Here is a 22766-nt window from a genome sequence, read left to right on the forward strand (position 1 = left end):
CACCAACGGCCGGCCTGCCGGGGACGACCTCGCGAAGCGCTTCGAGACCGCCTTCATGCCCACCTACGGCGTGCCGCCGGTCGCGCTGGCCCGCGGTGAGGGCGCCCGGGTCTGGGACGCCGACGGCGGCGAGTACCTCGACCTGATCGGCGGCATCGCGGTCAGCTCCCTCGGCCACGCCCACCCGGCGCTGGTGGAGGCGGTGTCCCGCCAGGTCGCCGTCCTCGCCCACACCAGCAACCTGTTCATCAACGAACCCGCGGTGCTGCTCGCCGAACGGCTGATCGGCCTGCTCGGGGTCCCGGCCAGGGTCTTCCTCACCAACTCCGGCACCGAGGCCAACGAGGCCGCTCTCAAGATGGCCCTCAAGTACGGCAGGAGCACCGGCCGCACCTACGTGGTGGCCGCCGAGAACGCCTTCCACGGCCGGACCCTCGGCGCGCTGTCGCTGACCGGCAAACGCGCCATCCGCGACCAGTTCGGCCCGTTCCCGACGGACGTCAGGTTCGTCCCGTACGGCGACGCCGACGCGCTGCGGGACGCCGTCACCGCCGAGTGCGCCGCCGTCTTCCTGGAGCCCACCCAGGGCGAGGCCGGCGTCGTCCCCCCGCCCGCCGGCTACTTCAGGGCCGCCCGGCGCATCTGTGACGCGACCGGCGCACTCCTGGTCGCCGACGAAATCCAGTCGGCGATCGGCCGCACCGGCCACTGGTTCGCCCACCAGCACGAGGGCATCCTGCCCGACGTGCTCACCCTGGCCAAAGGCCTCGGCGGCGGCATGCCGATCGGCGCCTGCGTCGGCGTCGGCCCCGCCGGGACGATCTTCGCCAAGGGCGACCACGGCTCCACCTTCGGCGGCAACCCCGTCTCGGCCGCCGCCGCGCTCGCCGTACTCGACACCATCGACGCCGACGGCCTGCTGGAGCACGTCCAGACGGTCGGCGCCCAGCTCGCCGGCGGCATCGCCGCGATCGGCCACCCCCTGCTCGCGGGCGTCCGCGGCCGGGGCCTGTGGCTGGCGATCGTGCTGACCGCCGACCGCGCGGCCCAGGTCCAGGCCGCGGCCCAGCGGGCCGGCTTCCTGGTCAACGCCGTCCAGCCCGGCGCCGTACGGCTCGCGCCCCCACTGGTGATCACCCCCGGGCAGGCCGCCGCCTTCGTGGCGGCCCTCCCCGCCATCCTTGACGAGGCAGCAGAATGACCAGGCATTTCCTCCGCGACGACGACCTGACGCCCGCCGAGCAGACCGAGGTGCTCCAGCTCGCCGCGGCGATGAAGAAGGACCGCTACGGCTACCGCCCCCTCGCCGGCCCGAAGACCGTCGCCGTGCTGTTCGACAAGCCCTCCACCCGCACCCGGCTCTCCTTCGCCACCGGCGTCGGCGAGCTGGGCGGCCTGCCCCTGGTCATCGACGCCGCGGCCTCCCAGCTGGGCCGGGGCGAGCCCGTCGAGGACACCGCCCGGGTCCTGGAACGCCAGGTCGCCGCCATCGTGTGGCGGACCGGCGGCCAGGAGCGGATCGAGACGATGGCCACCTGGTCCTCGGTGCCGGTGGTCAACGCCCTCACCGACGAGTTCCACCCCTGCCAGATCCTCGCCGACCTGCAGACCGTCCGGGAGCGCCTCGGAGCCACCGCCGGCCTCACCCTCGCCTACCTCGGCGACGGCGCCAACAACATGGCCCACTCCTACCTCCTCGGCGGAGCCGTCGCCGGGATGCACGTGCGGATCGGCGCCCCGGCCGGCTACCACCCCGACCCGGAGGTCCTGCGCCGCGCCCAGGAGATCGCCGCCGCCACCGGCGGGTCCGCCGCCGTGCTCACCGACCCCGCCGACGCCGCGGCCGGCGCCGACGTCGTCACCACCGACACCTGGGTCTCCATGGGGCAGGACGGCAAGGAGCAGCGGGTCGCCGACCTGATGCCCTTCCAGGTCGGCGACCGCCTGATGGACCTGGCCGCCCCGCACGCGATCTTCCTGCACTGCCTGCCCGCCTACCGAGGGCTGGAGGTGGCCGCCGACGTCATCGACGGCCCGCGTAGCCTGGTGTGGGACCAGGCCGAGAACCGGCTGCACGCCCAGAAGGCCCTGCTGCACTGGCTGCTCACCGCCGGTGGGAACGGCGAGGACGTCGCTGGGAACGGCGAGGCCGCCGCCGGCGGGATCGGCGGGGCCGCCGCCCCCGCTACGATCCGGGCGGAGGAGGTCACATGAAGATCCCCATGACGAAGGCCGCCCGCCAGGCGCGGATCACCGAACTGCTGCAGCGCCGGCCGATCCGCTCCCAGCCCGAGCTGGCCAAGCTGCTGCTGGAGAGCGGCGTCGAAGTCACCCAGGCCACCCTCTCCAGAGACCTCGACGAACTGGGCGCGCTCAAGCTGCGCGCCGAGGACGGCTCCCTGGTCTACGCCCTGCCCGGCGAGGGCGGCGGCCGGATCCCACTGGCCCGGGTCGGGACGGGCGAGACCCCGGCCGCCCGGCTGAGCCGGATCGCCGAGGAACTGCTCGTCTCCGCCGACGCGTCCGCCAACCTGGTGATCGTTCGCACGCCGCCGGGCGCCGCGCAGTTCCTCGCCTCGGCCATCGACCACGCCGACTGGGAGTCCATCCTCGGCACGGTCGCCGGAGACGACACCATCCTCGTCATCAGCCGCGACCCGACGGGCGGCACAGCGGTCGCCGAGGCCCTGCTCCGACATGCCGACCGCCGTGGCTAGACGGTGCGCCGCGACGGGTGACCGCGGTGGACGGAAAGATCCACGACACGTGTCCCGGCGCGGGATCACCCGCGCCGGAAGACCATGAAGAACACTTGATCACGCCTGACCGGGTCGTGCCCGCCTTCTCCGGCGACCTCGACGCCTCCGCCGCCGCGCCGCTCCCCGCCGGGGGCCCCGGCGCCGGGGCCGTCGCCGGACCGCGGGGGCTTCCCCGGAGGGCCGCCGCGACCCGGAACATCCGAATGCCCAGGTTGGGCTAAGGTCGCGGAGTGGAAGGGGAGGAGAACAACGGTGACTGATGGTGGCAAGCCGATGCGGCTGTGGGGCGGCAGGTTCGAAGGAGGCCCGGCCGCCGCGCTGACCAGGCTCTCGGTGAGCGTGCACTTCGACTGGCGGCTGGTGCCGTACGACCTGATGGCCTCCCGGGCGCACGCCCGGGTGCTGCACCGCGCCGGGCTGCTGACGGCCGAGGAACTGGAGCGCATGATCGGCGCGCTGGACGACCTCGAACGCGCCTGCAAGGCGGGCGAGTTCCGGCCCACCGTGGCCGACGAGGACGTCCACACCGCGCTGGAGCGCGGTCTGCTGGAACGCCTCGGCACGCTCGGCGGCAAGCTGCGCGCCGGCCGCAGCCGTAACGACCAGATCGCCACCGACCTGCGGCTCTACCTCCGCGACCACGTCAGGAACATCGTGTCCCGCCTGGTCGAGCTGGAGACCGCGCTGATGAGCCAGGCCGAGGAGCACGCCGAGACGGCGGCCCCCGGCATGACCCACCTGCAGCACGCCCAGCCCGTCTCCTTCGGCCACCAGCTCCTGGCCCACGTGCACGCCTTCGCCCGCGACATCGACCGGCTGCGCGACTGGGACCGGCGCGCGGCCGTCTCGCCCCTGGGCTCGGGCGCGCTGGCCGGCTCGTCGCTGCCGCTCGACCCGCAGGCGGTGGCCCGCGAGCTCGGCTTCGACTCCGCCGCGCCCAACTCGATGGACGCCGTCGCCGACCGCGACTTCGCCGCCGAGTTCCTCTTCGACGCGGCGATGATCGGCGTGCACCTGTCACGGCTGGGCGAGGAGATCGTCCTGTGGGCCTCCCAGGAGTTCCGCTGGATCGAGATGGACGACGCCTACTCCACCGGCTCGTCGATCATGCCGCAGAAGAAGAACCCCGACGTCGCCGAACTCGCCCGCGGCAAGAGCGGCCGGCTCATCGGCAACCTCACCGCCCTGCTGACCACGCTCAAGGGCCTGCCGCTGACCTACAACCGCGACCTGCAGGAGGACAAGGAGCCGGTCTTCGACTCCGTCGACACCCTCCTGCTGGTTCTGCCCGCCATGGCCGGCCTGGTCTCCACCATGCGCGTCAACACCGCCAAGCTGGAGTCCTCCGCCCCCGACGGGTTCGCCCTGGCCACCGACCTGGCCGAGCTGCTGGTCCGCAAGGGGGTGCCGTTCCGCGAGGCGCACGAGGCGGTCGGCCACCTGGTGGTCTGGTGCCAGGTCAACGACAAGGACTTCGGGGAGCTCACCGACGAGGAACTCGCCAAGGTCTCCCCGCACCTGACGCCCGACTCCCGCGAGGTGCTCTCGGTGCCCGGCGCGCTGGCCGCCCGCAAGGCGCACGGCGGCACCGCGCCGGACCGGGTCCGCGACCAGCTCGCCGCGCTGCGCGAGACCGTCGACGCCCAGGCCGCCTGGGCGAGCGGGGCCTGATGCCCGCGGGAGACTCCGTCCAGGCCGGGTCGGTTCCGCTGACCCGGGACTTCTTCGACCGTCCCGGCCCCGAGGTCGCCCCCGACCTGCTGGGAAGGGTGATCGCGCACGGACCGGTCTCGGTGCGCATCACCGAGGTCGAGGCGTACGGCGTGCCCGGCGAGGACCCGGCGTCCCACACCTACCGGGGCCGTACGGCGCGCAACGCGGTGATGTTCGGGCCGCCGGGCCACCTGTACGTCTACTTCACCTACGGCATGCACTTCTGCGCCAACCTCGTCTGTCTCCCCGAGGGGATCGGCTCCGGCGTGCTCCTGCGCGCCGGGGAGGTGGTCGCCGGCGCGGAGGTCGCCGTGGCCCGCCGTACGGCGGGCACGGGCCGGGCCGTCGCCCCGCACGACCTGGCCCGGGGACCGGCCCGGCTGGCGGTCACGCTGGGCTTCACCCGGGAGCACGACGGGGTGGACGCCTGCCCGCCCGGCCCGGTCAACGTGCTGGCGGGAGCCCCTCCGGCGGCCGGGACCGTCCGCTCCGGGCCGCGCACCGGGGTGTCGGCGGCCAAGGACGTCCCCTGGCGGTTCTGGATCGACGGGGAACGGACGGTCTCGCCGTACCGGCCACACGTCCCGCGCCGGCGCGCCTCCTGAGGGAAGGCGCCGGCGGGGGATCTTCCGGTCCTGAGGGAAGGCACCGGCGTCGGATCTTCCGGTCCTGAGGAGAGATGTCGGCGCGGGGATCTTCCGATTCGTTTCCGTTCGCTGCCTTTCGTGTTGCCCGCCCCAGTTCAGACCGGTCGCGGGGGAGGTTTCGAGTGGCGAAGCGGGGCCGTGATCGGGCAGGCTGTACGGAAGTGATACGTGTCCCTTCGAACATTGGAAAGCCAGGATCGTGACCGACATCCTCGATGAGCTCGAATGGCGCGACGTCGTCGCGCAGACCACCGATGCTGACGCGCTGCGCAGGGCACTCGCCGAGGGGCCGATCACGGTTTATGCGGGCTTCGACCCGACCGCTCCTTCGCTGCACGCCGGAAACCTGGCCACGCTGCTGATCCTCACCCGTTTCCAGCGGGCGGGTCACCGGCCCATCGGCCTGGTCGGCGGGGCCACCGGCCTCATCGGCGACCCCAGCGGCCGCAGCACCGAGCGTTCGCTCAACTCCACCGACGTCGTCGCCGAGTGGGTGGCGCGGATCCGCGTCCAGGTCGAGAGGTTCCTTTCCTTCGACGAGGGGCCCACCGGCGCGGCGCTGGTCAGCAACCTCGACTGGACCGGGCAGATGTCGGCCATCGACTTCCTGCGCGACATCGGCAAGCACTTCCCGGTGAACCGCATGCTCGCCCGAGAGTCGGTCTCCGCCCGCCTCGGCGGGGAAGGGCTCAGCTACACCGAGTTCAGCTACCAGATCCTCCAGGCCAACGACTACCTGGAGCTCCACCGGCGGCACGGCTGCACGCTGCAGCTCGGCGGCAGCGACCAGTGGGGCAACATCACGGCCGGTGTCGACCTGATCCGCCGGGTGGAGGGCGCCCACGTCCACGCCCTGACCGGGAAGCTGATCACCAAGGCCGACGGCACCAAGTTCGGCAAGACCGCGGGCGGGGCCATCTGGCTCGACCCGGCGCTGACCTCGCCGTACGCGTTCTACCAGTACTGGCTGAACGCCGACGACCGTGACGTGATCCGTTTCCTGAAGGTGTTCACCTTCCGAGGCCGCGACGAGATCGCCGAGCTGGAGAAGGCGGTCGCCGACCGGCCCGCCGCCCGGGAGGCGCAGCGGACACTGGCCGAGGACGTCACCACCCTCGTGCACGGTGCGGACGAGCTGCGGCGGGTGGTCACGGCGTCCCGGGCGCTGTTCGGCCAGGGCTCACTGGAGGAACTGGACGAGCGGACGCTCGGCTCGGCCCTGGCCGAGGTGCCGCGGGCCGAGGTGCCCGCCCTGGGTGCTCCGCTGGTGGACCTGCTCGCCCAGAGCGGCCTGGTCAAGTCCAAGTCCGAGGCCCGTCGCGCGGTGAACGAGGGCGGCGCGTACCTCAACAACGTCAAGGTCGCCGACGACTCCTACGTGCCCACGGCGGACGATCTTCTCCACGGCCGCTTCCTGGTGCTGCGGCGCGGCAAGCGGTCCATCGGGGGCGTCGAGGTCGTCGCCGGCTGACATCGGCCGATGTCAGCGTCGGTGAACGCCCCGGCTTCGGCCGGGGCGTTCGCTGTCTCCGCCTCTCGTGCTGGGGGAGGGGCCGGCGGCGGGGAGGGACGCACCCCCTCCGCCCCCGCGGGTTAATTGATTTGACGGAGCCGGATGGGCGGCATAACCTTCTGCAGTGCTCGGGAGCGAGCCGGACGCCCAAGAGGCGGACGGGCCCCGAGGCGAATCCCACCAGAACGAACTTGAGCGTTCAACCTTTGTCAAGATCATTCGGAACATCCGAGCTTCTTGACGCGGTCTGAATGTCAGGGTATGTTTGGAGGGTTGCTCTCAAAAGAGAGTGGCAAAATCCTAGCTCGACCGGATTCTCCGAGGCAAGTCGTTCGAGAAAACGATTTGACACGGAAATCCGAGAAAAGCTAAGATGGTAACACGAAATGGAACGCCCCGAAGAAACGGGCCTGAGGGTCCGGATCGACGGTGAACGCGTCCGTTTCTTGAGAACTCAACAGTGTGTTAAAAGCCAGTGCATGATGCACAACCCCGTCCCACCCGCTTCGGTGGGAGGACGGATTCCTTTGGTTGATGCACCTCGTCTCCTTCGCTGGGGATGGGGATGCTTTCAGCCGGGAGAAACTCTGTAGACATTGTTTGGAGAGTTTGATCCTGGCTCAGGACGAACGCTGGCGGCGTGCTTAACACATGCAAGTCGAGCGGAAAGGCCCTTCGGGGTACTCGAGCGGCGAACGGGTGAGTAACACGTGAGTAACCTGCCCCTGACTCTGGGATAAGCCCGGGAAACTGGGTCTAATACCGGATACGACACGCTTCCGCATGGGATGCGTGTGGAAAGTCTTTTCGGTTGGGGATGGACTCGCGGCCTATCAGCTTGTTGGTGGGGTAACGGCCTACCAAGGCGACGACGGGTAGCCGGCCTGAGAGGGCGACCGGCCACACTGGGACTGAGACACGGCCCAGACTCCTACGGGAGGCAGCAGTGGGGAATATTGCGCAATGGGCGGAAGCCTGACGCAGCGACGCCGCGTGGGGGATGACGGCCTTCGGGTTGTAAACCTCTTTCAGCAGGGACGAAGTTGACGTGTACCTGCAGAAGAAGCGCCGGCTAACTACGTGCCAGCAGCCGCGGTAATACGTAGGGCGCAAGCGTTGTCCGGAATTATTGGGCGTAAAGAGCTCGTAGGTGGCTTGTCGCGTCGGATGTGAAAGCTTGGGGCTTAACTCCAGGTCTGCATTCGATACGGGCTGGCTAGAGGTAGGCAGGGGAGAACGGAATTCCTGGTGTAGCGGTGAAATGCGCAGATATCAGGAGGAACACCGGTGGCGAAGGCGGTTCTCTGGGCCTTACCTGACGCTGAGGAGCGAAAGCGTGGGGAGCGAACAGGATTAGATACCCTGGTAGTCCACGCCGTAAACGTTGGGCGCTAGGTGTGGGGACCTTCCACGGTTTCCGCGCCGTAGCTAACGCATTAAGCGCCCCGCCTGGGGAGTACGGCCGCAAGGCTAAAACTCAAAGGAATTGACGGGGGCCCGCACAAGCGGCGGAGCATGTTGCTTAATTCGACGCAACGCGAAGAACCTTACCAAGGCTTGACATCGCCCGGAAAGCTCTGGAGACAGAGCCCTCTTCGGACTGGGTGACAGGTGGTGCATGGCTGTCGTCAGCTCGTGTCGTGAGATGTTGGGTTAAGTCCCGCAACGAGCGCAACCCTTGCTCCATGTTGCCAGCACGCCCTTCGGGGTGGTGGGGACTCATGGGGGACTGCCGGGGTCAACTCGGAGGAAGGTGGGGATGACGTCAAGTCATCATGCCCCTTATGTCTTGGGCTGCAAACATGCTACAATGGCCGGTACAGAGGGTTGCGATACCGCAAGGTGGAGCGAATCCCTAAAAGCCGGTCTCAGTTCGGATTGGGGTCTGCAACTCGACCCCATGAAGTCGGAGTCGCTAGTAATCGCAGATCAGCAACGCTGCGGTGAATACGTTCCCGGGCCTTGTACACACCGCCCGTCACGTCACGAAAGTCGGCAACACCCGAAGCCCGTGGCCCAACCCTTTGGGGGGGAGCGGTCGAAGGTGGGGCTGGCGATTGGGACGAAGTCGTAACAAGGTAGCCGTACCGGAAGGTGCGGCTGGATCACCTCCTTTCTAAGGAGCACCGGCCGACAGCACGCCACCCGCTGAGGTGGGGGCTGATCGGTCCATGCCGTGGCCGCGAGCGAACGTCTCGCGCACGGTGCGCTCATTAGTGGAGCACTGGCTAGTCAGTCGGACCGGGTCGCCGGGCCGCTAGTACCGCCCCTGTATGGGGGAGTGGGAACGGGGTCGTCGGGGTGAGGTCCGGGTGAACACACTGTTGGGTCCTGAGGAAACGGACCAGGCGGGCCCGCTGTTCGGGCGGGCTCGCCGGTTTGGTTTTCCCTCTGCGGGACCGTCCGCCTGTCATACCGGCTCATCTCTTGTGGGGGTGGGTGTCTGGTGGTGGGGTCGTGATGGTCGCTGCGTGTTGTTTGAGATTTGCATAGTGGACGCGAGCATCTTTGTGGCCAAGTTTTTTAGGGCACACGGTGGATGCCTTGGCATCAGGAGCCGATGAAGGACGTGGGAGGCTGCGTTAAGCCCCGGGGAGTCGCCAACCAGACGTTGATCCGGGGATGTCCGAATGGGGAAACCTAGCACCAGTCATGTGGTGTTGCCTCCGCCTGAATGTATAGGGCGGTTGGTGGTAACGCGGGGAAGTGAAACATCTCAGTACCCGTAGGAAGAGAAAACAAATAGTGATTCCGTGAGTAGTGGTGAGCGAAAGCGGAAGAGGCTAAACCGGGCGCGTGTTAAAGCCGGCGGGCGTTGCGTGTTCGGGGTTGTGGGACCTTCTGACAGTCTCTGCCGGGACTGTGAGCAGTGAGAAATCGATGGGGTAGCCGAAGCTTCTGGGAAGGGGCGCCGGAGACCGTGAGAGCCGGGTAGGCGAAATCCTGTCGACTGCTGGAGGGGATCCCAAGTAGCACGGGGCCCGAGAAATCCTGTGTGAATCTGCCAGGACCACCTGGTAAGCCTAAATACTCCCTGATGACCGATAGTGCACTAGTACCGTGAGGGAAAGGTGAAAAGTGCCCCGGTGAGGGGTCGTGAAAGAGTACCTGAAACCGTGTGCCTACAAGCCGTAGGAGCGTGAGCGGGGTTCGCCCTGCTCGTGATGTGACTGCGTGCCTTTTGAAGAATGAGCCTGCGAGTTGCGGTGTGTGGCGAGGTTAACCCGTGTGGGGTAGCCGTAGCGAAAGCGAGTCTGAATAGGGCGTTTGAGTCGCATGCTGCAGACCCGAAGCGGAGTGATCTAGGCATGGGCAGGTTGAAGCGCGGGTAAGACCGCGTGGAGGACCGAACCCACCAGGGTTGAAAACCTGGGGGATGACCTGTGTTTAGGGGTGAAAGGCCAATCAAACTCCGTGATAGCTGGTTCTCCCCGAAATGCATTTAGGTGCAGCGTCGCGTGTTTCTTGCCGGAGGTAGAGCACTGGATGGCCGATGGGCCCGACAAGGTTACTGACGTCAGCCAAACTCCGAATGCCGGTAAGTGAGAGCGTGGCAGTGAGACTGCGGGGGATAAGCTCCGTAGTCGAGAGGGAAACAGCCCAGACCACCGACTAAGGCCCCTAAGCGTGTGCTAAGTGGGAAAGGATGTGGAGTCGCAGTGACAACCAGGAGGTTGGCTTAGAAGCAGCCACCCTTGAAAGAGTGCGTAATAGCTCACTGGTCAAGTGATTCTGCGCCGACAATGTAGCGGGGCTCAAGTACACCGCCGAAGTCGTGGCATTCACGCATTAACCCTGGCTTTTGTCGAGGGGTGTGGATGGGTAGGGGAGCGTCGTGCGGCCGGCGAAGCAGCGGAGTGATCCAGTTGTGGAGGCCGTGCGAGTGAGAATGCAGGCATGAGTAGCGAATCAGAAGTGAGAAACTTCTGCGCCGGATGACCAAGGGTTCCTGGGCCAGGCTAATCCGCCCAGGGTAAGTCGGGACCTAAGGCGAGGCCGACAGGCGTAGTCGATGGACAACGGGTTGATATTCCCGTACCCGCTGTGATGCGCCCATACTGAACCCAGTGATACTAAGGGTCCTTAAGCCCTCCGGGCCTTCGGGTCTGGGGTGAGGCTGAACGCCTGACCTGATCTGGTAGTAGGTAAGCGATGGGGTGACGCAGGAAGGTAGCCCATCCCAGGCGATGGTTGTTCCTGGGGTAAGCGTGTAGGACGAGGGGTAGGCAAATCCGCCTCTCATGGGTCTGAGACGTGATGCCGAGCCGATTGTGGCGAAGTGGGTGATCCTATGCTGCCGAGAAAAGCCTCTAGTGAGTGTCATGGCGGCCCGTACCCGAAACCGACTCAGGTGGTCAGGTAGAGAATACCAAGGCGATCGGGTGAACTGCGGTTAAGGAACTCGGCAAATTGCCCCCGTAACTTCGGGAGAAGGGGGGCCTTCGCTGGTGATGAGTCTTGCACTCGGAGCTGGTGGGGGCCGCAGAGGCCAGGGGGAAGCGACTGTTTACTAAAAACACAGGTCCGTGCGAAGTCGTAAGACGATGTATACGGACTGACGCCTGCCCGGTGCTGGAACGTTAAGGGGACCGCTTAGCATGCCTTCGGGTGTGCGAAGGTGAGAACTTAAGCGCCAGTAAACGGCGGTGGTAACTATAACCATCCTAAGGTAGCGAAATTCCTTGTCGGGTAAGTTCCGACCTGCACGAATGGCGTAACGACTTCCCCGCTGTCTCAACCGCAGACCCGGCGAAATTGCACTACGAGTAAAGATGCTCGTTACGCGCAGCAGGACGGAAAGACCCCGGGACCTTCACTACAGCTTGACATTGGCGTTTGGAACGGTTTGTGTAGGATAGGTGGGAGACGGTGAAGCTGGGACGCTAGTTCCGGTGGAGTCATTGGTGAAATACCACTCTGGTCGTTTTGGACGTCTAACTTGGGTCCGTGATCCGGATCAGGGACAGTGTCTGGTGGGTAGTTTAACTGGGGCGGTTGCCTCCTAAAGGGTAACGGAGGCGCCCAAAGGTTCCCTCAGCCTGGTTGGCAATCAGGTGTCGAGTGTAAGTGCACAAGGGAGCTTGACTGTGAGACCGGCGGGTCGAGCAGGAGCGAAAGCTGGGACTAGTGATCCGGCGGTGGCATGTGGAAGCGCCGTCGCTCAACGGCTAAAAGGTACCCCGGGGATAACAGGCTGATCTTCCCCAAGAGTCCATATCGACGGGATGGTTTGGCACCTCGATGTCGGCTCGTCGCATCCTGGGGCTGGAGTAGGTCCCAAGGGTTGGGCTGTTCGCCCATTAAAGCGGTACGCGAGCTGGGTTTAGAACGTCGCGAGACAGTTCGGTCCCTATCCGCTGCGCGCGCAGGAGACTTGAAAGGGGCTGTCCCTAGTACGAGAGGACCGGGACGGACGAACCTCTGGTGTGCCAGTTGTTCCGCCAGGAGCACGGCTGGTTGGCTACGTTCGGGAGGGATAACCGCTGAAAGCATCTAAGCGGGAAGCTTGCCTTGAGATGAGGTCTCCCACCCCGTGAGGGGGTAAGGCTCCCAATAGACGATTGGGTTGATAGGCCGGAGGTGGAAGCGCAGTAATGTGTGGAGCTGACCGGTACTAATAGGCCGAGGACTTGACCATAAAGCATTCGTGTGGTTTCTGCAGCGCTCTGTACTCTTCGCCGGGTCCGGAGCAGCGCGTGATCACTGGTTTTGCTCGCGTCCACTGTGTGATTCTGAGGCAGCAGGCACCGTCTGCACCCCCGGGATGTCGGTTCCGGGTCGGGTGCGTGTGTTTGTGTGTTTCATAGTGTTACGGCGGTTATGGCGAAGGGGAAACACCCGGTTACATTCCGAACCCGGAAGTTAAGCTCTTCAGCGCCGATGGTACTGCACCGGGGACGGTGTGGGAGAGTAGGTCGCCGCCGGACAATCTTTCGAAGCGGGGCTCTGGACGTTCGTCGTCCGGGGCCCCGCTTTTTTGCGTGCCCGCATTCCGTTCCCGCGTTCCGCGGGGCTGACGCTTTGCAGGGCCGATGTGTCATTCGGCAAGGGGCGGCGAGGCCAGGAGGCCGGCCGGGGCGCTTGTCACGTCAAGCGTCGTCGGACCGGTACGCCCGTCGGTTGGCGGAGTGGCAGGCTCGGTGGTCGTCGAGGCGAAGAGGCGAGATAGCCCCGGTGACCGAGCCGTCGCCGCACTTTCGCCATCTGGGTGTTGACACCTGAGCGCAGGGGGCATAGGAGGCCTGAGCGGTTGCTAGGCTGGAGGTGCCGGGCCACCCCACCGCGGGTGGCCTTCGTTGCGCTGGACCACGATAGGGCGGGGCAGCGATATCGAACGGGGCGCATCCCGTGGCCGAAGACCGCCCGTACAGCGATCGCCCATCCACAGACGAAGAGGGCGCGCTCGCCGGTGAGCAAATGAATGGACCAGAAGTGAACAGTGATAACGGGCGTGACGGCACGGGCCGGCGCGGCGAAGGCGAGAACCGCGGGTTCGGCGGTCGAGAGGGCGGCCGAGGGGGCCGCGAATGGGGACGTTCAGGCGACGGTCCCCGATATGGTGAGCGCCGCGAAGGGCGTGGAGGCGGTTCCTACGGCTCCCGGGAGCGGAATGAGCGCCCCGGTGGTTACCGCGAGGACCGTGGGGAGCGTCGTCCGTTCAATCGTGATGACCGTCCGGGTCAGGAGCGTGGTGAGCGTCGGACGTACGGTGATCGTGACCAGGCGCGTAGCCGGTACGGTTCCCGGGATCGGGACGAGCGCCCTGGCTACGGTCGTGACGACCGTGGTGAGCGTCGTCCGTTCAACCGCGATGACCGCCCCGGTCAGGGTCGTGACGACCGTGGGGAGCGTCGTCCGTTCAATCGTGATGACCGTCCGGGTCAGGAGCGTGGTGAGCGTCGGACGTACGGTGATCGTGACCAGGCGCGTAGCCGGTACGGTTCCCGGGATCGCGACGACCGCCCCGGCTACGGCCGCAGTGAGCGCCGTCCGTTCAACCGCGACGACCGCCCCGGTCAGGGCCGTGACGACCGCGGAGAGCGTCGTCCGTTCAATCGCGACGACCGCCCTGGCTATGGCCGTGACGACCGTGGGGAGCGTCGTCCGTTCAATCGTGACGACCGTCCCGGTCAGGAGCGTGGTGAGCGCGGGGAGCGTCGGACGTACGGTGATCGTGACCAGGCGCGTAGCCGGTACGGTTCCCGGGACCGGGACGAGCGCCCTGGCTACGGTCGTGACGACCGTGGTGAGCGTCGTCCGTTCAACCGTGACGACCGCCCGGGTCAGGGCCGTGACGACCGTGGGGAGCGCCGCTCCTACGGCGACCGCGACGACCGTCCCCGCTACGGTCGCGATGACCGCGGGGCACGCCCCTCCGGCGATCGTGACGGGGGGTTCCGCAGCGAGGGCGGCGGATCCCGTACGCGTTACGGCCGTGACGACCGGCCCGCGGAGCGCGAGGAGACCGGGAGCCGGACGCGGGAGGAGCTTCCCCCGCTCGCTCCCGACATCACGGCGGACGAGCTCGACAAGGACGTCAGGGACGAGCTGCGCTCTCTTCCGCTCGATCTCGCGGACCTGGTCTCCTGCCACCTGGTGGCGGCCGGCCGGGCGCTTGAGGAGGACGAGCCCGAGCGCGCCTACGAGCACACCAAGGTGGCCCGTCGTTTCGCCGCCCGCATCGGCGTGGTCCGCGAGGCCGTGGGCATCGCGGCCTACCGTTCCGGGCACTTCGCCGAGGCGCTCAGCGACCTGCGCGCGGCGCGCCGTATGACCGGCTCCGACGCCTACCTTCCGGTCATGGCCGACTGCGAGCGCGGTCTCGGCCGCCCTGAGCGCGCTCTTGACCTGGTCCGTTCCCAGGAGGCCGAGCGTCTCGACCGGGTCGGAAAGATCGAACTCGCCATCGTGGAGTCGGGCGCCCGCCGGGACCTCGGCCAGAACGACGCCGCGGTCATCACTCTCCAGCGCCTCCCGGAGCTGCGCGACACGCGTCCGCACCCGTGGTCGGCGCGTCTCGCCTTCGCCTACGCCGACGCTCTGGCCGAGGCGGGGCACGAGGAGCCGGCCGTCGAGTGGTTCGGCCGCGCGATGGCCTTCGACGAGGACGGCGAGACCGACGCCGCCGAGCGGTACGCGCAGCTGACGGGCACCGTCATCGAGGACCTGGAGGAAGACGAGGACTTCGACGAGATCGAGGTCGACGACGCCGCCACACTCGACGCCCAGCTCGAGGACGAGGCGGACCTCGACGAGGACGGGCCGGACTTCGGCGATGTGCTGCCGGAGGAGGGACCTGCCGCCGAAGAAGAGACGCCTGCTGAGGCCGCGGGCGAGGCCGTACTCGGCGACGAGGCCGGCAAGGCCGGGACCGAGGCCGACGAGGCGGGCAAGGCCGGAGCCGAGGAGACCGAGGCCGACGATGAGGCGGCCGGGGCCGCCGACGCCGATGCCGCGAAGACCGCGGCGAAGGTCGAGGCCGGCGTGGGCCCGGCTTTCATCGAGCCGGACTTCGGCGATGTCCTCGGGGACTCGAACGAGGACGAGGACGAGGACGAGGACGAGGACGAGGACAAGAAGAAGTAGCGGTTCCACGCCGCCTCGGGCGGGCCGGAGGGCTCACCCGAGGCGGTACGGAATCGGGCCGGAGAACGCCGGAGGTCACCGGTTCGACCCGAGGCGGCGCCGGCTCAGGGCTGGACCCGGTTCAGCCAGTGAAGGATTCCGGCCACGTTGGACGGGGCGCCGCTGAGCAGTTCGAACTGCTCGGCCGTCCCGTCGTCGTCTTTCAGGGCCGCGTACCGCTCCCGGGTGCGCTCCCTGACCATGGCCACCGCGTGGTCCAGGTCCATGCCCTCGGAGTGCGCCCGGCGGGTCAGGTCCACCCAGACGCGCAGTTCCTCCGCCGAACGTTCCAGTGTCTCGGCCACGTTCCCGACCGGTCCGTAATGGCTGAACAGGAGGCGCTGGGGGGCCAGCGACTCGAACAACGCGATCGAGCCGAGCGCGGTCTGCAGGTCGAAGTCCGGGGGCGGGGTCGCCGGTCGCAGGTCTCCCGTCTGCGGGAGGTAGACACCGGCGGCGTCGCCGACGTAGAGGTCCCCCGTGCCGGAGTCGATCAGGCCCACGTGGTGCTTGGCGTGGCCCGGAGAATAGTGGCTGCTCAGCGTGCGGCCGTTGCCCAGGTCGATGGTCCCCGTGTCTCCGAGGGCGCGGATGCGTGACGACTCGGTGGGGGAGAGCTCCCCGAAGAGGGTGTCCAGTTTGTCGCCCCAGACCATCCGGGCGCTGGACATGAGTCGCGAGGGGTCGGCCAGATGCCGGGCGCCTTTCTCATGGACCACGATCTCGGCTTCCGGGTAGAAGCGGGCGATGTCGCCGACCCCGCCCGCGTGGTCCAGGTGGATGTGCGTCACGACCACCGTCGCGAGGTCCGCGGGCCCCACGCCCAAGGAGGTGAGGGCGTCGCGCACGATCGGGGCGGAGGTGGACGTGCCCGTCTCGACCAGGCAGGGACGGTCTCCCAGGATCAGGTATCCCGCTGTGATGCCGGAGTATCCGGCCATTCTCGTGTCGATCTCATAGACCTCGCCGCCGAGAGCGGTGATGTTGTCCACAGGTCACCTCAGAACTGGAACCGGCTTCCCCAGAACGGCGTTCGGCCGTTCCGGCACAGCTCACATCGTAAAGAGTCGTCTCCGATCGGCAGAGGCAGAGATCGGAGGAAGATTCGATGGATCGCAACGAGGTCGTCCTGGCGGGCCGCCTGCCCGAGGCGGCGAGCGTCAGGAAACTGCGGAGCGGAAGCGCGCTCACCAGGTGGCGGCTGATCGTCCGCCGGCAGCGGCGGGACCGGCGGACCCAGGTGGACACCATTCCCTGCGCGTCGTTCGTCCCGGAAGTGGCCCTGGCCGCCGCCGGATGGCTTCCCGGTGACATGGTCGAGGTGACGGGTTCGCTTCGCCGCCGCTGGTGGGGCGATGACGGATCCAAGGCGTCGGGTTACGAGGTGGAGGTTCACTCGGTGAGGCACCTCGGCCCCGCTCCCGGTGCGGCGCCCGCCGGTGACCGGGGCGAGGAGAGGGCGGCCGCGGCCGCCGTACGGCCTCCCGGGTCCGCGTCGGCCCGCGGTTCCGCGACGGGATCGCCGGTGCGGCCCGGGCGGGAGCGTTCACCGCTGCGGGCCGGAGCCGTCCCGTCCCGTGAGAGCCGCGGCGGCGGGCCACCGGCCGGGAGAGACGAGGCCGGGGCGGAGAGGACGCCATGAGCACCGCGAACCACGCCGGTGGAATGGCGGGCGCCCCGGGGCGGATCGGCTCGCCGCCGTGGTCATCGTGCCGCCGCCCGGCCTTCGACGCCTTACGGTGGTCAGTCGAGGTCGAACATCCGCAGGACCAGTCCCGTGCGGGGCTTGGGGCCGAAAGAGGTGGACTTGCGCGGCACCCGTTCCCGGTGGGACGCGACGGCGAGCACGTCGTCGACCTCCAGGGGGTTCATGAGCACGGCGGTCCCCCCCGACTCCCGGGCGAGCCGTACCGCGGCCTCCGCGTCGTGGTGTACGACGCGCACGGACCGCTCGTCGTCGGGCATCCCCCAGATCTCGGGGAGCAGGAACTCGGCGAGGACCGAGGTGTTCAGGGCCCTCCACCGGGCCGACCGGGTGTCGGGCATGGCCCGCTCCAGCCGTTCCCGGCCGGGATCGGTGAGGAGGTGGGCGGCGCCCCCGGCCGACAGCAGGTAGGCCGGCTCCGCCGCGGCCGCCAGCGCGGCGAGCCCCTCGCGGAGGGATCCGTACTCCCGGATCCTCCAGGCTTCCCCGGCCCGGGTGAGCGCCTCGTCGAGCGGCAGTCCCGGGATCACCCGGTGGATGGCCTTGATATCGGGCGGGTAGGCGGTGGAGTCCACCAGGAGCGCCAGGCCGAAGTCCCGGGCACCCGGCTTCGGCGGCCGCCCCGGCGCGGCGGCTTCGGCCGCGGCGTGGTGCTCCCGCTGGAGGGCGAGATACGTGGCGTAGCGGTGGTGCCCGTCGGCGATCAGCGCCTTGCGGGGACGCAGGTCCTCGTTGAGCAGGGCGATCTCGTCGGGGGCGGTGATGGCCCAGAGCCGGTGCCGCACCATGTCGTCGGTCGTCGCCTCGGTCAGGGGCGCCCGTGAGGCGGCGATCTCGTCCACGAGCCTGGTGGCCGCCCCGCCGTCGCCATCGTAGAGAAGGAAGATGGGCTCAAGGTTGGCCTCGGTCGTGCGCATCAGGGCCAGGCGGTCGGCGACGGGCCCCGGCATGACGTCCTCGTGCGGCAGGATGATCTGCTCCTCGGGGCCGGCCAGGCCCACATCCCCGATGAGTCCCCGCTGCAGGATCCCGGGGCCGATCTGCTCGTAGACGTACACGGCGGGTGACTCGTCGGCCACCAGCACGCCCGAGGAGAGCCAGGTCCGGAGGGTCTCGCGGGCTTCGGCGTAGCGGTGGCGGTCGCCGCCGGGAAGGATGAGCCGCACCACGTTGTTGGGGTGTGTGTCGAGCAGGTCCCGTGCGCCGATCTCGGTGATGAGGTCATAGGGCGGAGAGATCACCTCGGCCAGATCGCCGACCGCGAATCGCACGCCGCGAAACGGGCGTAGCACCAGCCCGCCAGGCACCGGCAGTTCAGGATTCGCCATAGAGGGCATGTTGTCATAAAGGTCTGTAAGGCTCGGGGTCCGTCTTGAGGGCGCGGTGGTGCCCGGGTTGTCAGGGAATCGGTCAGATACGTCATCTGTCGATGAAGGAGGCCTCACGTATGGTCCAAGGACGCAGCGGTTCGCCTGATTCCCCCGATCCAGAGGCGGGCGCTCCCGTCGGGGACGTCTATGACTGGTTTCAACGCGGAATGAGGCTTCTGGCCGAGGGCAGTCCGGCCGCCGCCGCCTCGCTGCTGGAGCGGGCCGCCGACGCCGAACCGGAGTCTCGCAGCATCAGGGAGGGCCTCGCCCGGGCCCAGTTCAACTCGCGGCAGTACGCCGACGCCGTCGACAGTTTCCGCTGGATCATCGACGCCAACCCGGCCGAGGACTACGCCTACTTCGGCCTGGGGCTCGCCCTGTGGCGCACCGGGGACATGGAGGCGGCGCAGGAGCCCCTGGCCATCGCCGTCGCGATGCGTCCCGACCAGCGTCATTACGTGTCGGCGCTGCGGAGCGTCCGCGCGACCCTCCGCGCCCGTCAGGCGTGACACACGGGGTGATGGAATAGGGCGGTGGATTCCAACACGCTCATCGACCCCTACGACACCCTCCTCCTCGATCTCGACGGCGTGGTCTATCTGGGTCGTGACCCCGTTCCGGGGGCTCCGGAGGCGTTGCGCCGGGCGGCGGAGGGAGGAGTGCGGCTCGCCTACGTCACCAACAACGCCTCACGCACTCCCGGGGCGATCGCCGAGCACCTGAGCACGCTCGGCGCCCCGGCGCGTGCCGAGGACGTCGTCACCTCGGCCCAGGCCGCCGCGCGGCTGGTGGCCGAACGGGTCGAGCCCGGTTCGGCGGTGCTGGTGGTCGGGGGAATGGGGCTGCGCAGTGCCCTGCGCGCGCACGGTCTGCGCCCGGTGAGCACCGCGGCGGAGGAGCCCGCCGCGGTCGTACAGGGCATCGCGCCCGATCTCTCCTATGGCCTGCTCTGCGAGGGCACGCTGGCCGTACGGCGGGGCGCCCTGTTCGTGGCGGCCAACGCCGACACCACGATGCCGTCCGGCCGGGGGGAACTGCCGGGCAACGGGGCGATGGCCCGGGTGATCGCCACGGCGACCGGGGTGGAGCCCGTCGTGGCGGGGAAGCCGGAGCCGCCCCTGCACCGGGAGTCGATGCTGCGTACCGGTTCCCGGCGGCCCCTGGTGGTCGGTGACCGGCTCGACACCGACATCGAGGGGGCGACGAACGCGGGGGTGGACGCCCTGCTGGTGCTGACCGGCGTGACCGGGCCGCTCGACCTGCTGACAGCGGGTCCCCACCGGCGGCCAGCCTATGTCGCCGCGGACCTGTCGGCGCTGCACCGGCCCTACCCCGCGGTGCTGCGGTCCGGAGACGGGTGGGCCTGCGAGGGGTGGAGCGCACGCTGGGACGGCGGTCGGCTGCGCCTCGACGGCCATGGGGAGGCGATCGACGGTCTCCGCGCGGCCTGCACCGCGACATGGGAGGCGGCCGGTGAGGGAAGGGCGGACGAGGACGCCGTGAAGGCCGCACTGGACTCCCGGCTACCCGGGGAAGGCGTCCGCCGTCCGTGATCCGGTCACCCGGAGCGAGGACGGGCCGCCCAGAGCAGGACGAACCGGTCCGGGCGTTGAGTAACCGGTCTGGGTGAGAAGCCGGCCCGGGCGGTGAGCAGCCGGCCTGGGCGAGGAGCCGGTACAGGCGATGAGGAACCGGTCCGGGTGAGGAGCCGGTACAGGAGGGAACCGGTCCGGGCGGGGAACCGGCCGGCGGACCCGCCCGCCGGGCTTCCCGGGTCCCGCGGGCTCGGAGGGGCGGGAAGCCGGGGAAACCGGGGAGGCGGCGGGTCCCGGAGGTCAGAGGAGCTTGCGCAGCCGGAGGAGGTCGCCGAAGCTCGCGTCGATCTTCACTTTGCCGCCGAACAGCGCGCGTCCCATGTCCAGCTCCCCGTTGACCAGGGAGACCAGGTCGTCACTGCCGATGGTCAGTTTCACGTCGGCGGGTCTGCCGTCGGTGGGGGGCCGCTCCTCGAAGGGACCCAGTCCGCCGTGGTGGATGCGTCCGTAGAAGGTGACGCTGAGATCGCTGATGTGGCAGCTGATGCTGCGCTCGACCACGTGCTTGGCGCGGCTCGCCTGGTCAACCTCGTCGAACTGCTCGCCGAGTCTGCGCAGTGCCACCCGGCACTCGTCGACGGTCGCCATCGCGCGACGCTCCTTTCTCTTTCCGGACGCTTCCGGATCCTTTGACGTACGGACGGTAGCGTTCCACATGAACATAATGTGCGATCCGGCGTGCGGGGGTTCGCCGGAGGGGGGAGGCATCGCCATGGTGTTCGATGCGCTGCGCGGATACCTGCAGGGGGCCACCGGCCTCACCGAGATGACGACGGCCAGGGCGCGGGAGGTGGTCCGTGACCTGTTCGGTCTGAAGGAGGCGGAGTCACCGCAGGCGTCCGACCAGATCGACGAGATGGCCAGGGAGCTGGTCACGGCGGGGCAGGAGAGCCGGCACCAGCTCGATGAGATCATTCAGAACGAGGTGAACCGCCTGGTCGACGCGTTCGACCAGGCGCACGCGAGAGAGATCGAGGAGATCGACCGGCTGCGGACGCGCGTGGCCGAGTTGGAGGCCCGGCTGGCCGAATCCGAGACCTCTGCCACACCGCGCGCCACACGGAGCCGTACCGCCGCGAAGACCGCGGAGAAGCCGGGCAAGGCGGTCAAGGCCGCCGCGAAGCCGGGCAAGCCGGAGGAGGCCGCGGGGAAGGCCGCGGCGAAGACAGGGGCGGCGAAGACCACGAAGGCCGCCGGCAAGGCGAAGGCGGAGGAGAAGCCGGAGGAGACCGCCGGGAAGGCCGCCCCGAAGACGAGGAGGTCGACCGCGAAGGCGGCTGAGGAGACGGGGAAGGACACGGCGAGTACGGCGAAGACCGCGGGAAAGGCGGCGGCGAAGACCGGGAAGGCCGCTGGGAGGGCCACCGCGAAGACCGAGGAGAAGACCGAGGAGAAGACCACCGGCGGGACCGCGGAGAAGCCGGGAGAGGACGCGGGCAAGAGCGGGAAGGCCGCCGGGAAGACCGCCGGGAAAGCCGCCGGGAGGACCGCGGGGAAGGCGGGCCGTACGGCCGGGACGACGCGCGCCGCGGCGTCCGATACGGTCAAGGCGTCCACGGGCGCGGCGTCCCGCGCCCGTGCGGCGAACAGGACGGCGAAGAACACCTCCGGAGGGGACGGATGACCTACCTGCCCGAAGAGAACGGCGACGAAGAGACCGGCGAAGAGCGGGTCGACGCCGTGCTGAACGGGCTGACCCGGCTCGGCGAGGTGCCCGTCTCGGCGCACGTGGGCGTGTTCGAGGAGGTGTTCGCCGGGCTGGAGGGGGTGCTCGCCTCGGCGGACGACACCGCGGACCGGCAGCGGTGAGCCGGCGGGCACGCCTCGACAGCGAGCTCGTCCGCCGCCGGCTGGCAAGGTCCAGGGAGCAGGCGGCCCAGCTGATCGAGGAGGGCCGGGTCACCGTCGGCGGCCGGGTGGCCGCCAAGGCCGCGACCCAGGTGGACACCGCCGCGGCGATCGTGGTGGCCGAGGCCCCCGGCGGCGTCGACTACGTCTCGCGGGGGGCGCACAAGCTGCTGGGCGCGCTGGAGGCGTTCGGGCCCCGCGGCCTGACCGTCACCGGGCGGCGCTGCCTGGACGCCGGGGCCTCGACCGGGGGCTTCACCGACGTGCTGCTGCGCAACGGCGCGGCGCACGTGCTGGCGGTGGACGTCGGGTACGGCCAGCTCGCCTGGTCGCTGCGGACCGACGAGCGGGTCACGGTCATGGAGCGGGTCAACGTCAGGGACCTGACGCCCGACATGGTGGGGGAGGCCCCCACCCTGGTCGTGGGCGACCTGTCCTTCATCTCGCTGCGCCTGGTGCTGCCGGCCCTGACCCGCTGCGCCGCCGGGCGGGCCGACTTCGCGATGCTGGTCAAGCCCCAGTTCGAGGTGGGCAGGGAGCGGGTCGGTGCCGGCGGCGTCGTCCGGGACCCCGCCCTGCGGGCGCAGGCCGTACAGGATGTCGCCGAGGCCGCCCGGGGGCTCGGTCTCGTCGTGCGCGGCGTCACCGCGAGCCCGCTGCCCGGCCCGTCCGGCAACGTCGAGTACGTCATCTGGCTGGGCAAGGGAGAGGGCGCGCCGCCGGTCGCCGACGTCGAGGCGGAGATCGGGCGCGCGGTGGCGGAAGGGCCCCGCTAAGGTCTGCTCGTGGATCTTCGCCGCGGGACGGCGGGGATCCGCGGCACGGGCGGTCGCGACCACCGAGGTCGGGATCCCGCCACGGCCCGGAACAGCCCGCCGGCACGGGACCGTTCACCGTACCGGGGCCGTCCCCCGGCACGGGGCCGTACGGCGGCATGGCCTCACCGGCGGACGGGTCGAAGACGCCGGTGCTCACCCCCGAAAGAGTGGAG

17 protein-coding genes and 3 rRNA genes are annotated in these 22766 nt (G+C 68.9%); 16 read left to right on the forward strand and 4 right to left on the reverse strand.

Annotated elements, in window-relative coordinates; all coding sequences use genetic code 11:
• Nucleotides 1–55 precede the first annotated feature (55 nt).
• The 9 genes from HDA43_RS30850 to rrf all read left to right on the forward strand — a co-directional run bounded on the left by HDA43_RS30850 (nt 56) and on the right by rrf (nt 12559).
• Nucleotides 56–1201, forward strand: coding sequence for an acetylornithine transaminase (locus HDA43_RS30850; RefSeq protein ID WP_179828852.1), 1146 nt, complete (start codon nt 56–58; stop codon nt 1199–1201).
• Nucleotides 1198–2214 carry an ornithine carbamoyltransferase gene (gene argF, locus HDA43_RS30855; protein WP_179827851.1) on the forward strand — a complete coding sequence of 339 codons (1017 nt, stop codon included), beginning with the start codon at nt 1198–1200 and terminating at the stop codon, nt 2212–2214. Before HDA43_RS30850 ends, argF begins: the two co-directional genes overlap by 4 nt.
• Nucleotides 2211–2717, forward strand: coding sequence for an arginine repressor (locus HDA43_RS30860; RefSeq protein ID WP_179827852.1), 507 nt, complete (start codon nt 2211–2213; stop codon nt 2715–2717). The genes argF and HDA43_RS30860 overlap by 4 nt, the downstream gene beginning before the upstream one ends.
• A 294-nt stretch (nt 2718–3011) precedes the next feature.
• The gene (argH, locus tag HDA43_RS30865) at nt 3012–4430 is read left to right on the forward strand and encodes an argininosuccinate lyase (RefSeq protein WP_312873626.1); all 1419 of its coding nucleotides are present in this window, start codon (nt 3012–3014) and stop codon (nt 4428–4430) included.
• Nucleotides 4430–5077 carry a DNA-3-methyladenine glycosylase gene (locus HDA43_RS30870; protein ID WP_179827853.1) on the forward strand — a complete coding sequence of 216 codons (648 nt, stop codon included), beginning with the start codon at nt 4430–4432 and terminating at the stop codon, nt 5075–5077. The genes argH and HDA43_RS30870 overlap by 1 nt, the downstream gene beginning before the upstream one ends.
• Before the next feature lie 241 nt (nt 5078–5318).
• On the forward strand, nt 5319–6590 hold the full coding sequence (tyrS, locus tag HDA43_RS30875; RefSeq protein ID WP_179827854.1) for a tyrosine--tRNA ligase: 1272 nt from the start codon (nt 5319–5321) through the stop codon (nt 6588–6590).
• A gap of 639 nt (nt 6591–7229) precedes the next feature.
• Nucleotides 7230–8748, forward strand: a 16S ribosomal RNA gene (locus HDA43_RS30880).
• A gap of 396 nt (nt 8749–9144) precedes the next feature.
• Nucleotides 9145–12270: ribosomal RNA gene (locus HDA43_RS30885) — 23S ribosomal RNA — on the forward strand.
• 172 nt (nt 12271–12442) lie between these two features.
• Nucleotides 12443–12559 (forward strand): 5S ribosomal RNA (gene rrf / locus HDA43_RS30890).
• Together the 16S, 23S and 5S rRNA genes form the textbook arrangement of a ribosomal RNA operon.
• A gap of 610 nt (nt 12560–13169) precedes the next feature.
• Here the strand turns inward: rrf and HDA43_RS34540 are convergent.
• The gene (locus tag HDA43_RS34540; protein ID WP_218912942.1) at nt 13170–14282 is read right to left on the reverse strand and encodes a hypothetical protein; all 1113 of its coding nucleotides are present in this window, start codon (nt 14280–14282) and stop codon (nt 13170–13172) included.
• On the opposite strand from HDA43_RS34540, the gene HDA43_RS30895 reads away from it, so the two are divergent.
• Nucleotides 14229–15218, forward strand: a complete 990-nt coding sequence (locus HDA43_RS30895; protein ID WP_312873627.1) for a hypothetical protein — start codon at nt 14229–14231, stop codon at nt 15216–15218. The genes HDA43_RS34540 and HDA43_RS30895 overlap by 54 nt on opposite strands.
• A 104-nt stretch (nt 15219–15322) precedes the next feature.
• On the opposite strand, the gene HDA43_RS30900 is transcribed toward HDA43_RS30895, so the two are convergent.
• The gene (locus HDA43_RS30900) at nt 15323–16249 is read right to left on the reverse strand and encodes an MBL fold metallo-hydrolase (protein ID WP_179827855.1); all 927 of its coding nucleotides are present in this window, start codon (nt 16247–16249) and stop codon (nt 15323–15325) included.
• Between the two features lie 116 nt (nt 16250–16365).
• Here HDA43_RS30900 and HDA43_RS30905 point away from each other — a divergent pair, with 116 nt between their 5' ends.
• Entirely contained in the window at nt 16366–16899 is a 534-nt protein-coding gene (locus tag HDA43_RS30905; protein WP_179827857.1) for a single-stranded DNA-binding protein, read from the forward strand.
• Between the two features lie 101 nt (nt 16900–17000).
• Here HDA43_RS30905 and HDA43_RS30910 read toward each other — a convergent pair whose 3' ends face one another.
• Nucleotides 17001–18299 carry a DUF1015 family protein gene (locus HDA43_RS30910; RefSeq protein ID WP_179827859.1) on the reverse strand — a complete coding sequence of 433 codons (1299 nt, stop codon included), beginning with the start codon at nt 18297–18299 and terminating at the stop codon, nt 17001–17003.
• A 110-nt stretch (nt 18300–18409) separates the two neighbouring features.
• On the opposite strand from HDA43_RS30910, the gene HDA43_RS30915 reads away from it, so the two are divergent.
• Nucleotides 18410–18841: a tetratricopeptide repeat protein gene (locus HDA43_RS30915; RefSeq protein WP_179827861.1), complete on the forward strand. Its 432-nt coding sequence runs from the start codon at nt 18410–18412 to the stop codon at nt 18839–18841.
• 24 nt (nt 18842–18865) lie between these two features.
• Entirely contained in the window at nt 18866–19885 is a 1020-nt protein-coding gene (locus tag HDA43_RS30920; RefSeq protein WP_179827870.1) for an HAD-IIA family hydrolase, read from the forward strand.
• A gap of 282 nt (nt 19886–20167) precedes the next feature.
• Here the strand turns inward: HDA43_RS30920 and HDA43_RS30925 are convergent, their stop codons facing one another.
• A complete protein-coding gene (locus tag HDA43_RS30925; protein WP_179827872.1) occupies nt 20168–20515 on the reverse strand; it encodes an SCP2 sterol-binding domain-containing protein in 348 nt (115 codons plus the stop codon).
• Between the two features lie 124 nt (nt 20516–20639).
• On the opposite strand from HDA43_RS30925, the gene HDA43_RS30930 reads away from it, so the two are divergent.
• From HDA43_RS30930 to HDA43_RS30940, 3 genes are read left to right on the forward strand one after another with little or no spacing between them, the layout of a single operon-like run.
• Nucleotides 20640–21551: a hypothetical protein gene (locus HDA43_RS30930; protein WP_179827874.1), complete on the forward strand. Its 912-nt coding sequence runs from the start codon at nt 20640–20642 to the stop codon at nt 21549–21551.
• Nucleotides 21548–21736 carry a hypothetical protein gene (locus HDA43_RS30935; RefSeq protein ID WP_179827877.1) on the forward strand — a complete coding sequence of 63 codons (189 nt, stop codon included), beginning with the start codon at nt 21548–21550 and terminating at the stop codon, nt 21734–21736. The genes HDA43_RS30930 and HDA43_RS30935 overlap by 4 nt, the downstream gene beginning before the upstream one ends.
• Nucleotides 21733–22551, forward strand: a complete 819-nt coding sequence (locus HDA43_RS30940; protein ID WP_179827879.1) for a TlyA family RNA methyltransferase — start codon at nt 21733–21735, stop codon at nt 22549–22551. Before HDA43_RS30935 ends, HDA43_RS30940 begins: the two co-directional genes overlap by 4 nt.
• Nucleotides 22552–22766 lie beyond the last annotated feature (215 nt).

It is taken from the genome of Streptosporangium sandarakinum, assembly GCF_013409935.1.
Classification (GTDB): Bacteria; Actinomycetota; Actinomycetes; order Streptosporangiales; family Streptosporangiaceae; genus Streptosporangium; species Streptosporangium nondiastaticum.